The organism is Microcoleus sp. w1-18aA5 (assembly GCF_036701705.1).
In the GTDB taxonomy this organism is placed as follows: Bacteria; Cyanobacteriota; Cyanobacteriia; order Cyanobacteriales; family Microcoleaceae; genus Microcoleus.
Genome location: NZ_JAUPTE010000012.1, coordinates 1 through 12,185, shown reverse-complemented (window position 1 = coordinate 12,185; position 12,185 = coordinate 1). Strand labels below are relative to the sequence as shown.

Genomic DNA, 12,185 nt, shown 5'->3' with positions numbered 1-12,185 from the left:
ATCAAATTTATTTAATATTGTGCGGTGTCGGATTCTTCTGGATTTGCCTGAAATTTAGGACGCGAGTTTTGGGAATCTGAAAGGTTCCACAGCGGTTGCAGTAGCGCACCTCCGATAAGTCCTGCACTCAGGCTCATTGCCAATACTACTCCTACGGGCATTTGTATCGATTGAAAAAAGATAAAGTTTAAGGATACGGGGGCAGCGTTCTGCACTGAAATAATGCCGATCGCGCTTACTAAAATTGCTACTAAAAAACTAATGGCGAGCAGAGGAATTGTTTTCATAAACCGGTTGACAGGCTAGTAATTTAACTTGTATACTTTTTTTATAATTCCAATACGTGTAAAATTTTTATTTTTGCAACCATCCCATTATATAATAGTCTAAAATACGATTAGGGGAAAAGTCAAGTAGATGCGGAAAAATAGAGGATTTTTTTAATTAATTAAAAATTTAACAAACATAAACAAATTGACACTTCCCAAACTTAAACAAATCCAAGTGTATTGCAAATCTATAACTGACCCAGCAGTTATCAAAAATACGTAAGGTGCGCCAAGCGCACCTCACAATCCCAAGCGCTAGGGGAAAAACCCCGGTTGGAATAGGTAGAAAATTAAACAGGTTCTAACTGGGCAATTACCTTTTCCATGTGTTGGGCAACTTGGCTTTCTTTTTCCACAGAATTGGTTTCCATGTAAACGCGCATCAAGGGTTCGGTTCCCGAAGGCCGCAGCAGTACCCAGCCACCGTCTTCAAGATAAAGTTTAATTCCGTCTTTGCGGCCGATTTCCTTAACGCCGATACCTGCTACTTCTGTGGGGGGATTCTTGGTAAAAGATTCCAAAACGGCTGCTTTGTGGGCTTCTTCTAGGTGCAAGTCCAAACGTTTGTTGTACAGGGGGCCGTCGGCTTCTTTAATGGCTTCTTCGACTAGCTGAGAAAGCGGTTTGCCTTCATAGGCGATCGCCTCAGCAACTAGCATATCAGCCAAAATCCCGTCTTTTTCGGGAATGTGACCCAAAACGCTCAAACCGCCCGACTCTTCGCCACCGATGAGTACTGCAGTTTCCCGCATTTTTTCGCCGATGTATTTAAAACCGACTGCGGTTTCGTAGATTGTTAAACCATACTTGGCGGCCAAATTGTCCAGCAAGTGGGTAGTTGCGACTGTACGGACGATCGCCCCAGTCAATCCTTTATTCTTAACCAAGTGACGCGCCAGCAGCAACAGTACAGTATTTGGAGTCAAGACATTTCCCAACTCGTCAACAATACCAAAGCGATCACTGTCGCCATCGGTAGCTAAACCCAAATCCGCCGAATCCTTCTTAACAGCTTCCACCAACTCAACTAACTGTTCCCCCTTGGGTTCGGGCATTCCGCCACCAAACAGCACGTCGCGGTAGGTGTGAAAACTTTCGACATCGCAGCCGCAGTGTTCCAAAACGCCGTCGAGATAGCCGCGAGAGGTCGAGTAGAGAGCGTCGTACTTCACCTTCAACTTAGCAGAGCGAATCCGCTCCACATCGATCAAAGTATAAAGAAACTTCAGATATTCGGGTTTCGGGTCAAAACTGGATATTTTATCGTTGTGGCTGCCTTTGGCTGGGGCATCAGAAGCACCAGCAATATTTGCCACAATTGTATCGGTAATTTCCGGGGTAGCCGGGCCCGCGTAGTCGGGAATGTATTTGATGCCGCAGTAAGGTGCGGGATTGTGCGAAGCCGTGAACATCAGGGCTCCTGCGGAGTTGAGATGCTTGGCGCTGTAGGCGATGACTGGTGTGGGGCAATCTCGATCGACCACTTTCACAGTCCATCCCAAATCTGCCAATACTTCCGCCGAGGTGCGGGCGAACTCGTCTGCCAGAAAGCGGGTATCGTAGGAGACTAGAACTGGTCGGTCTTTGGTGTAAGCGGTTTCTAGGTAACTGGCGATCGCCCGGGTGACTTTTCGCACGTTGGCAAAAGTAAAGTCATGGGCAATCAATCCCCGCCACCCATCGGTTCCGAACTTAATTTCTGTTGAATTGCTGCTAGCGCTCATTTTATCCACTTCCTCTCGTCCTACTAATCCTACCCGAAGCCATAGCCTTAAAGACGTACTGGCCGTGCTGTTTGTGAGGATTGATCGCCCGTGGTGTCCAATCAACCTAATCCTATCGTTGTAGGGACAGGGTTCCGCCTCCGGCAGTACTCGATCCCGCCAGATTTGGCAAAATGTGCGGGCTACCGGGCGAGTCACTCGCTCATTCCGGTTTTGAAGGGTAGTTTGTCGATCGAATGGACGACGATCTATTGCGGGCGATTCCCTACGGGATAGCTTCGCTTCACGGCTAAACAACTGATCACAAAAAACTGCCCTGGCAATGGCATTAACTAAATGCACATAAATCTGATTCTCATCTCAAATTTAATTTTTTATTTAGAAAAGCCGAGCGTTAAATTTGTTAGGGTTTCATAACAATCGTCAGGCTCAAAATACATTTTTAATTCACCTATAGAAATAAATTAACCAAAGTCATCGCTAGATCGTGCTGTAGCCTAGCTTCTTTAAGAGATTAGGGCGCTAAACCAAAGCGATCCAAAAGAAAGATAAAGTATTTCAAGCAACAGTTTTTTAGAGGCAGATTTGACTTTAATTATCAGATTTTAAGACAAATTAAATTTATTTCCCGTCCTCTTTATAGGTCAAAAAAATAAATAACTGTCGCGATCACAGGGTGATGGTGATCGAGCGCACAATCAATAATGTTATTAACGTGCAGTTTATAAAAGATGCAGGCAGTCGAGCCAAATAGCTTATAGCTTTAAGCGTAATGGCTGATGACTGTCAGCGTACAAATGCAGAAAATTGTAGTTAACAACGTTAAAAATTAGGGGAATCGATCGGGTGCGACTTAATAAAAAAACGAGGTTTATCATGATGGGTATTTCACAAATATCTTCAAAATCTTTACCAGCAGCAGAGCAACTTCAACAGGCCGCAAGTCAGGCGTCTCAAGGTGTTACCGGATCGGACACTGACCAACTCCTAAAAGCTAAATGTGTCAGCGTTTCTTCCTTCGCAGTTAGCTGGGCAAAAAAATATTACAGTACAGTTGCGGCACGAGAGAACCAAGCGCCACGCCAAATTCTCCCAAGCCTCGATTTAATTAATTTTGAGGGAAATAGAGCCCCAATAGTTGACAAATTGACAGATACCCTGAAATTAGCCAGCGAGATAGCTTGGAGTAGAGTAGAAGCTCTTTTAGGGAAACAAATACAGCGGCACGCGATCGATAAGAGCTTAATTAATTCTTTAGAAATTTCCGCCGATGCTCGCACCTTATATCGGAAAGCAATAGACGCTTATGCGGATAGAGAACCTGTTTTCCGCTTGTCAGTGCTGGTGGGAAAAGATATTATCAAAGTGAGGCGAAAATACTCAGAGACAGATCCGTTAGTGCTGGGATTTGTGACAATGGAATTTCAATACACTAGCAAAATCTTGTTAGGATGTCTTTCGGAGTCAGAGAGAGCCGAATTTGCGCCCTACTTAAAAGTTGTAGACGACTACCTGCACATTCCCTACGGAGAGATTAACGAGGCTGCGGCGAATCAGCCCCCGAATTCAAGAGCTCTATTAGCGGTTCAGCATTTGTTGCAGCACACGACTCAAATTGCTAGTGCAGTGTACGATCGAGCTAGTGCCCAGCATCAAGGATACCGCAGCAGCAGCGGGTATTTGAGCGATCACGAGGTAAAAATTTCTGGTATTCGAGATGTCGAGATTTTTCAAAGCTATTTGTGCTGGTGCGTTTTGGAAGGTAGCATTCACCCGGTACAGCAAGAATTGTTTCCAATTTGCGTGATGTTGTACCCGAAACTTCATGTAAGTTGGGAGCTAGTGCAGGATATGCTACTGATTTTGTTTTGGGAAATATGTGAGCGGCTTCCTGCTGAAGATTTAACGGTATTTGTACCTTACTTGCGTACTTTGACAGAGATGTTTTCCAGGGATGTGTTTGATAATTAGGGAATTGGGCATAGGGCATAGGGAATTGGGCATAGGGCATAGGGCATGGGGTCAAAAAGCGGAACTATCGCCGAGGGATTTGGCATTGGGAATTGCCAATCTCTATTTAAAACTCCAAGCTGCAACTGCCAAACATCCCCAACCAATAATAAAAGCCACTCCCCCCAGCGGCGTAATTGCACCCAGCCATTTGATGTCGCTCAAACTCAGGGCGTACAAACTGCCTGAAAAGATGATTGTGCCGGCAATAAAAGCCCATCCAGCCACTGCAAAAAAGGTTTGAGACTCTTGGGCGCGGCTCAAGAGTAAAGCGACGAGTAATAAAGCCAGGGCATGGTACATTTGATATCGGGCGCCAGTCTCAAAAATGGTTAAAGCTCGATCGCTCAATTGATTTTTCAAAGCGTGGGAGGCGAAAGCACCGCCTGCAACGGATAAACCTCCAAAGAGGGCCGCGGCTGCTATGAAAATGCGGATTAAAATTAGCGTTGACATAATATTTATTCAATTGGGAAGAAGGAAGTTCGGCAACGGATTATGTAACGGATGTAACGGATGTCAGGAAGAGGCAAGAAGGAAGGAGGAAGAAGGAAGATAGAAAAACATCTGATTTTTGATGTCGAAGGTGCGCGGTGCGTGTTTTACTTGTAATTGCGAACGTCCGCAAAGCAATCGCATAGTATGGAGGTTCACTGGCCTAACTCTGGGAAGGGAAGGTGCGCGGGGCGCACCCTATGCTGATGAGAAATTAGCTTTTTTGCAGATATTTTTAACCTATTTCCGCACAGCTTCTAGCAAGCGAGAATAGTAAAAGCTAGTGCTAGTCATCGCTGTTCTGTTAATAACAAAACCATTGTTTTCTAAGATTTTGATAATATCAGCTTCGCGGTGCTGGTAAGCCCGGGTAGTTTTGCTGGGGCCGGGGAAAAGTTCACCAATTTTTTTGAGGGCGGTGAGTGCTAAAGTTTTGGGTGCAAAACTAAGAATTAGTCGCGATTCGGCGATCGAACTTAGGTGTGCGATCATTTCTGCCGCCTTATTTTGAGGATAGTGGATTAGCACGTCCAAACAAATCACTGTGTGGAATTTGCCGGTTAAAGCTTCCAAATCTTGGGCGGCGAAGGAGATGTTGTAGAGCTTGCCGGGAACTGCTGTCGATCGATCATAAGCTTCTGCTACCATCTTTTCAGAGATATCGCTAGCGCAAACAATTGCCCCAGCGTCAGCCAGAGGAATGCTCAGAGAGCCTACACCGCAGCCAGCATCGCAAACACAAAGCCCAGGCAAATTGCCGTCAGCTTGCAGCCATTTGATGACTGTATCCACCGTTTGCTGGTGCCCGGTGCGGATGTCTAGCTGAACTTTATTGACTTGGCCCTCGCCGTAAATTCGCTGCCAGCGATCGAATCCCGTCGAGTTAAAATACTGTCTAACTATAGTCTTGTCGTCTACCAAATTCATCGATCTGCCTGCTGCTGAGTTATTGCCAACGGTTAGATATTATATAGCAATTCGGTTCGGAAAATGTGGAACTTGCCACAACCGATTTTAAATTTGCGATTTGAGATTTTAGATTAAAATGGCACATCTAAAATCTCAAATCGATGTGATAATACCAGTTCTCCCATTCCCCCATTTTAGGTTCTTTAATCTAAAATGGGATAACAGGCTAAAAGAGTCGATGCCAAGTCAATTCCTTTGTCGCCACATTTAAATTCCAGCGCAACAATTGAGCTGCCGATTTGCCAATAATTCCCGAAATTCCTATCGCCCTTCTCGGAGATTCAGTTGCCAGGGCGATCGCACTTTCGGCATCGCAAATTCCCCACTCTACCAAATTCTGAACTCCCGCCAACAGCGGCAGAGTTGTACCTGCCAAAGTAGCAGATTCCAGGGGCGAGTGGTAGTCTAATCTTACCCAAGCTGTACCTTTTCTGACTTCAATTTGTCGGGAATCCCAAGGATAAACACCGTCAGGCAAACCCAAAGGAGCCAAAGCATCGCTCACTAAAAAAACGCCTTTTTGATACCTACCAGCGCGCAGCAAAAAATCTATCATTGTCGGACAAACGTGCTTCCCGTCGGCAATTAAACCGCATTTTACGCCCGGATAAACAATCGCCGCTCCCAACAAACCCGGTTCTCTGTGGTGCAAACTCGGCATCGCATTAAAAGCGTGAGTTACCATTGAAGCTCCCCGCTCAAATGCTTGTTGGGCTTGATCTGCAGTCGCTTGGGAGTGTCCGAGACTGACGGAAATTCCCAAACTTTGCAAATAGGAAATGACTTCGCCAGTGCTGTCTAACTCCGGCGCTAAAGTAATTATTTTGACAATATCGGCACAATCTCCTAAAACTTGCTTGACATTTTCTATAGTTAGCGGTAGCAAAAACTCAACTGGGTGAGCGCCTCGCTTCTGGGGGTTGAGAAAAGGGCCTTCGAGGTGAACGCCGATAATTTCCGCTGTTTTGGCTTTATTGGTTGCGGCAACAGTAGTTTTTGCAGTACGGATATAATCAGCTATAGTCGAGAGCGATCGCCTAAACTTATCCACCGAAGTTGTCACCAAAGTCGGCAAAAAAGCATCCACTCCCTGATTCCACAGAAATTGACAAATTTTTGGCAAAATTTCAATATGCTTGCTTTCTAAATCGGGAAAAGCAAAACCGAGGGCCCCGTTAATCTGCAAGTCAACACCGCCCAGAGAAAGCCAATCGCCTGCTATATCAAGCACGTGCAAATGGGGAGGACAAATCCGTTTAAATACGGCGTCCATCGGTAAAACTTCTTGAATTATTCCCGTTTCGTCAACAGCAAGCATCTGCAAATCCTTGCAACCGGGGAGGCGAGCATTGAGAATATCTGTGGGTGTGGCAGTTGGGGTTGTGGCTTCAGTCATCCGATTTTAGATTTTAGATTTTAGATTTTAGATTTAATATTCGCTACGGATAAATCCGGTGGCTGGCGATGAGGATGGGGAGCTTTTTGCTTTTTGCTGGCTCCAGGGCTGCTCAGACGGGGGCTTGTGGCAAAATTGCTTTGAAGGGTCAGTTTTGGTACAAAATATCTAAATTTGAGTTAACGCAATCATTTAAAATTAGCATTTATCTGAAATCTCAAATCTGAAAATTTTATGAATCAAGCGACAGTTGGAATTATCATGGGTAGCGATTCGGATTTGCCAACAATGAAAGATGCGATCACAGTTTGCGAAGAATTCAGTGTTGCTTGCTCCGTGGCGATCGTCTCGGCGCACCGCACCCCTGAGCGCATGGTGGAATACGCCCAAACCGCGCACCAACGAGGCTTGAAAGTCATTATTGCAGGAGCAGGGGGAGCGGCGCACCTTCCGGGTATGGTAGCATCTTTAACCCCCTTGCCCGTAATTGGGGTGCCTGTACCGAGCCGCCACCTGCAAGGGGTAGATTCGCTGTACTCGATCGTGCAAATGCCAGCCGGGATACCCGTAGCAACAGTGGGGATCGGCAACGCTAAGAATGCTGGCTTGCTGGCAGTTCAGATACTGGCAGCTCATCAGCCAGAATTGCTAGAGCGAGTTTTGCATTACCGCAAAACTTTGTCCGAATCTGTACTGAAAAAACAAAATCAACTAGAAGAGCTAGGCTATCATAACTATCTCAATCTCAACAAATAATCCATAAACTTTTGTAGTAAGATTGGAAAGTTTTCCGAATATTGCTGAGCTTACTAGCCGTAAAGAGGGTAAAAGTGATTAAAATGACTGTCGGAAAGAAAAAGTCGAAACAAGTCAGGCGCGAGGCTTTAAATTTGCCAGCAGCTAAATTTTTTACGAAAGTCAACAGGTTGAAGAAGTTATCACGGGCGATCGCCCGCCTCACTCCAAGTTGGCAAGCCTGCATACCTTTAGCTGCAATCATCTTCTTGGTGTGGGGATATGCGGCGGTAGCCCAAACAGCTCCCGCACCAACCACCGAGGAACAATTAGCCAGCCTTAAGGTGGGGCTGGATACGATGTGGGTCATGGTGGCGGGGATGCTAGTGTTCTTTATGAACGCCGGTTTCGGTATGTTGGAAACCGGTTTTTGCCGTCAGAAAAATGCGGTTAACGTGTTGTCCAAAAACTTGATTGTTTTTGCGCTTTCTACGATCGCATTTTGGGCGATCGGCTTTGCCTTAATGTTCAGCGACGGCAACGATTTTATCGGCAGCAGCGGATTTTTTCTGTGGAATGTAGCCGACAACAGCCCCGCCACAGGAGACGCTTATCAAGGCATTTTCAGCTCATTAAACTGGACGGGAGTGCCTCTTAACGCTAAATTCTTTTTCCAATTAGTTTTTGCGGGAACTGCTGCGACGATCGTTTCTGGAGCCGTTGCAGAGCGAATTAAATTCCTTGAATTCTTAATTTTCAGCTTGCTGCTAGTAGGAATTGCTTACCCGATTACCGGACACTGGATTTGGGGCGGTGGCTGGCTGGCAAAAGCAGGCTTCTGGGATTTTGCCGGTTCGACAGTGGTTCACTCGGTAGGCGGTTGGGCTGCTTTGATGGGAGCGGCATTGTTGGGGCCGCGGATCGGCAAGTACCGCGACGGCGATACTGTGGCGATGCCGGGACACAATATGAGCATTGCCACTCTGGGCTGTTTGATTTTGTGGTTGGGTTGGTTCGGGTTTAATCCCGGTTCGACAATGGCACTCGATCCAAATGCGATCGCCCACATTGCGATCACCACCAACACCGGCGGCGCCTTCGGGGGAATTGCTGCAACCATTACTGCTTGGCTGTACCTGGGCAAACCCGACCTTTCGATGATTATCAACGGCATCCTCGCCGGCTTAGTCGGCGTAACAGCTAGCTGCGCTTGGATCAACGTGCCCAACTCTGCCATTATTGGCACGATCGCGGGCATCCTGGTAGTTTTCGCCGTAACTTTCTTCGACAACTTGAAAATTGACGACCCTGTAGGGGCAACTTCAGTTCACTTAGTCTGCGGCATCTGGGGAACTCTGGCAGTGGGCTTGTTTGCTGACGGGCCTGGAACGGGAATTTATACCGCAGGCCCGGCAGCCGGATTGCTTGTGGGCGGAGGTTTCGGTCAACTCTGGGCGCAGTTGGTCGGCATTATCTCTGTAGGTGGGATGACCGTGCTGCTGAGTACGATTTTTTGGCTGGCACTCAAAGCTTTGCTGGGTATCCGCGTTTCTGCTTTAGAGGAGGCTGAAGGTTTGGATATCGGCGAACACGGGATGGAAGCTTACACTGGGTTTGTGAAGGAAACGAGCTTGGATAACAGAAGTGAGACCAGCTACGGCGGTTATGGTGGGGGTTCTGGAGGCAAGACTACCAAACTGTAGAGCGTGCAAAGAGAGCGACCAATTCAGCTTTCGTGTCCTACATTAGCTATTTATCAGCTAATTCACGCCTTTATTCAGAAAAACCACAATCTGAAATCCGCCTACTTATTGCTGTCTATCGTTGTGCTCGCGTTTCAATCTTCCATGCGAACGCGGGCATAATTTTATGTTTAGTTGACCTTTAATGGCTGACATATGGCGTTGCACAATTTGATGATGATTATTGTGGGGTGTCCCGCCTGCTGTGAAAATACACGCCTTCGGGCGAAGAGATCCCATCTGACAAAAAAATCAAAATTATGCCGCTATTATGCAGCGCCTTACATATAGTATTTTCCGATTGCATGAGATGTGCGCCGATAATTGATAATTGGGAATTGAGAATCTGTAACTAACGAACTTTGCAAGCTGGTGTATTGATTAGAGTTTACCGGCAATTGCTTTCAGTTCTTCAACGATGCGCTTGTTCTTGGGATCCCTGCTACCATTAAGGCGGGCGGAGACAACAGTGATTATTTCTAGTAGATCTTTAGCTAACTCCTCGTCACAGCTAGTATTTTCGGTTTGATTTATAATCACTACCTCTGTCCCAAAGTGTTCGCACAAATTAAAAATTAGTTCAGAACCAAATCTCAGCAGTCTGTCTTTGTGAGTTAATACCAACCTTTCTACTTGATTGTCTGCGATCGCCCGAATTAGATGTTGTAAACCCCCCTTACTGTAATTAACTCCAGAACCTATATCCTCAATGATTTGGAATTGCCACCCCTGAGATGCACAAAACAATTCCAAAACTTGTTTTTGTCTGTCTAAATCATCTTTTTGGTTGTGACTGCTAACCCGAGCGTAAGCAACGGTTAAAGCGCCCTCGCGTTTTAAGCCCAGAAGATGAGCTAGGTCATAGCGTCTGTGACCGTTAGCGGTGCGTTCCGGTATTAGCTTGCCTTCGGCTTCCCACCTGCGTAAGGTGGAAGCACTCACACCTTTAATTTTGGCTGCTTCAGTTATGGTTAATTTTTTCATTTTTGGATTTTAGCATCAGAAATGGGTAATTTCGGTAAGTTTTAGATATATTTTTGTGCACAGCAGCGGCTTTGACAAATCCGATTCCGGTGCCAGAAAGTTTGGTAGGCAGATTTTTTATGGTAAAGTAGTGCGAAAAAGCAAACTTCTGCATCGCCGCCCTTGCCCAACACAGCACAGTGCTTGATTACTACAAGAATTGAGGCTTGAATTGAGCGGTAAAATTTGATGCAGCAATCAGTGCAAATTATTCGGTGTGAAGCCTGCAAATAGCTTGAGTTTATGGAGAAGTTTGGAGGAGGTAGCAGAAGTAGAACTCATAAATCCCTCTTAGGGATGGAAGTTAGCCGATCGAAAGCTGTTCCGGTTTGGGCTTTGCTATCTTTGGTGACGAACGGGGTACTGATACTTACAGTCGCTCAACTACTGCTGCGGGGACACAACTTGACAGAAAGCTTCCAGGCGAATGATGCGGTGACGGCAGAAGCGGCCCAGGAACAAATGGGCCAACCGGTGATCTCTGCAAAGGCAGTGCTAGACGTGCCCGTTCCAGGACCGCGACATAAATGGACTTACCAGCAGTGGGTGACGCAGTTAGGTCGCGAAGCTGAGGCGGCGGCGGCGAATCGACCCTCAAGACTGAGTGTTTTGGCTGGGGATTCTCTAAGTATGTGGTTCCCGACTAAGCTGTTACCAGTCGATCGAATTTGGCTGAATCAAGGGATTTCGGGGGAGACTTCCCTGGGTTTGCTGAAGCGGTTGCAGTTGTTCGATAGAACTGCCCCGGATACTGTGTTTGTGATGATTGGGATTAACGATTTGTTACGGGGAAGCACCGACGAAGGGATTTTGGACAACCAGCGGCAGATTATTCGCGATTTGCGGTGGGCTCACCCCAAAGCACAAGTGGTTGTGCAGTCGATTTTGCCCCATAGCGGGGAACAAGCTACTTGGGAAAATCGCGATCGCCTGTTGGCGATTCCTAACAGTCGGATTAGGGCAATAAATCGACGGCTGAAAGAAATTGCTAGTTCGGAAAATGTTTTGTATCTGGATTTGTACCCGCTGTTTGCGGATGCTGACGGCAATTTGCCAACAGAACTCAGCACAGACGGCTTGCACCTTAACGATCAAGGTTATCTGGTTTGGCGATCAGCCCTGCAACTGTTCGATCAGATGCAGTTGAAAAATGAGTCATGAGTCATTAGTTATTAGTCATTAGTTACAATACTCCGGACAGTTTTTAAGCAGCCAGAGTACCATAAGACAAGACTGAAGGAAGGTTAGGGTGATTTAAAATCAAATCCGGGTCTAAATCTAACTTATCAATAAAGGTAGAAAGTAGATGCTTATTGAATTCCAGACGTTTATAAGAGGCCATAGAAAACACAAACGACTTGGCAGATGAATGACAACTAGAGAGTTGATGTTTAGCTAAGTTTAAGGCAATTAGACTGGCATTAAAGTGAAAATCAAGCCGTGGTAAATGACGAGCTTGACAATCAGACAATCCTGTAAATTGCTTGGCATCACGAAAAATAAATTCAATCTGGAAGCGAGCCTGATAATATTCAAGAATTTGCTCAGGTGGTAGGTGAATATCAGTGCTAAACAATAAAGCATTTTTGATTTTGCCGTTGGCTTGAACTTCAGAGATACAAACCAAACAAATTGGGCAATTTAAACAACAACTCCACGCAATCAATGTATATAATGAAACTCCCGGTTTTAGGTATTTAACGAAATTAAGACGACTCAAATCATGGCAGTCAACCTTGCCATCATATTTACGTGGAGCTCC

The 12,185-nt window shown here is 46.0% G+C and carries 11 protein-coding genes; 4 read left to right on the top strand and 7 right to left on the bottom strand.

Annotated elements, in window-relative coordinates; translation table 11 throughout:
* Positions 1-11 precede the first annotated feature (11 nt).
* Both Q5691_RS06335 and Q5691_RS06330 read right to left on the bottom strand, forming a co-directional pair.
* Complete coding sequence (locus tag Q5691_RS06335) at positions 12-287, bottom strand: LapA family protein (RefSeq protein WP_333210349.1); 276 nt, start codon at positions 285-287, stop codon at positions 12-14.
* Between the two features lie 332 nt (positions 288-619).
* On the bottom strand, positions 620-2,053 hold the full coding sequence (locus Q5691_RS06330) for a phosphoglucomutase/phosphomannomutase family protein (RefSeq protein ID WP_333307690.1): 1,434 nt from the start codon (positions 2,051-2,053) through the stop codon (positions 620-622).
* 876 nt (positions 2,054-2,929) lie between these two features.
* Between Q5691_RS06330 and Q5691_RS06325 the strand changes: the two genes are divergently transcribed.
* Complete coding sequence (locus tag Q5691_RS06325; RefSeq protein ID WP_333307692.1) at positions 2,930-4,024, top strand: hypothetical protein; 1,095 nt, start codon at positions 2,930-2,932, stop codon at positions 4,022-4,024.
* 102 nt (positions 4,025-4,126) lie between these two features.
* Here Q5691_RS06325 and Q5691_RS06320 read toward each other — a convergent pair whose 3' ends face one another.
* The 3 genes from Q5691_RS06320 to nagA all read right to left on the bottom strand — a co-directional run bounded on the left by Q5691_RS06320 (position 4,127) and on the right by nagA (position 6,923).
* Positions 4,127-4,519: a DUF423 domain-containing protein gene (locus tag Q5691_RS06320; protein WP_333210346.1), complete on the bottom strand. Its 393-nt coding sequence runs from the start codon at positions 4,517-4,519 to the stop codon at positions 4,127-4,129.
* A gap of 279 nt (positions 4,520-4,798) precedes the next feature.
* On the bottom strand, positions 4,799-5,485 hold the full coding sequence (gene bchM, locus Q5691_RS06315; protein ID WP_333210344.1) for a magnesium protoporphyrin IX methyltransferase: 687 nt from the start codon (positions 5,483-5,485) through the stop codon (positions 4,799-4,801).
* 208 nt (positions 5,486-5,693) lie between these two features.
* Positions 5,694-6,923 (bottom strand): N-acetylglucosamine-6-phosphate deacetylase, encoded by a 1,230-nt coding sequence (gene nagA, locus Q5691_RS06310; protein ID WP_333210342.1) that lies wholly within the window; start codon positions 6,921-6,923, stop codon positions 5,694-5,696.
* Between the two features lie 234 nt (positions 6,924-7,157).
* Between nagA and purE the strand changes: the two genes are divergently transcribed.
* Together purE and Q5691_RS06300 are read left to right on the top strand one after the other, a co-directional pair.
* Positions 7,158-7,679: a 5-(carboxyamino)imidazole ribonucleotide mutase gene (purE, locus tag Q5691_RS06305; protein ID WP_333344197.1), complete on the top strand. Its 522-nt coding sequence runs from the start codon at positions 7,158-7,160 to the stop codon at positions 7,677-7,679.
* Positions 7,680-7,762: 83 nt separating this feature from the next.
* Entirely contained in the window at positions 7,763-9,361 is a 1,599-nt protein-coding gene (locus tag Q5691_RS06300; RefSeq protein WP_333344195.1) for an ammonium transporter, read from the top strand.
* Positions 9,362-9,781: 420 nt separating this feature from the next.
* Here the strand turns inward: Q5691_RS06300 and Q5691_RS06295 are convergent, their stop codons facing one another.
* Positions 9,782-10,384 (bottom strand): IS607 family transposase, encoded by a 603-nt coding sequence (locus Q5691_RS06295; RefSeq protein ID WP_333307697.1) that lies wholly within the window; start codon positions 10,382-10,384, stop codon positions 9,782-9,784.
* A gap of 282 nt (positions 10,385-10,666) precedes the next feature.
* On the opposite strand from Q5691_RS06295, the gene Q5691_RS06290 reads away from it, so the two are divergent.
* A complete protein-coding gene (locus Q5691_RS06290) occupies positions 10,667-11,584 on the top strand; it encodes an SGNH/GDSL hydrolase family protein (RefSeq protein WP_333210339.1) in 918 nt (305 codons plus the stop codon).
* Between the two features lie 43 nt (positions 11,585-11,627).
* Here the strand turns inward: Q5691_RS06290 and Q5691_RS06285 are convergent.
* Positions 11,628-12,185, bottom strand: a 558-nt coding sequence (locus Q5691_RS06285; protein WP_333344194.1) for a transposase, incomplete at its 5' end; no start/stop codon positions are given.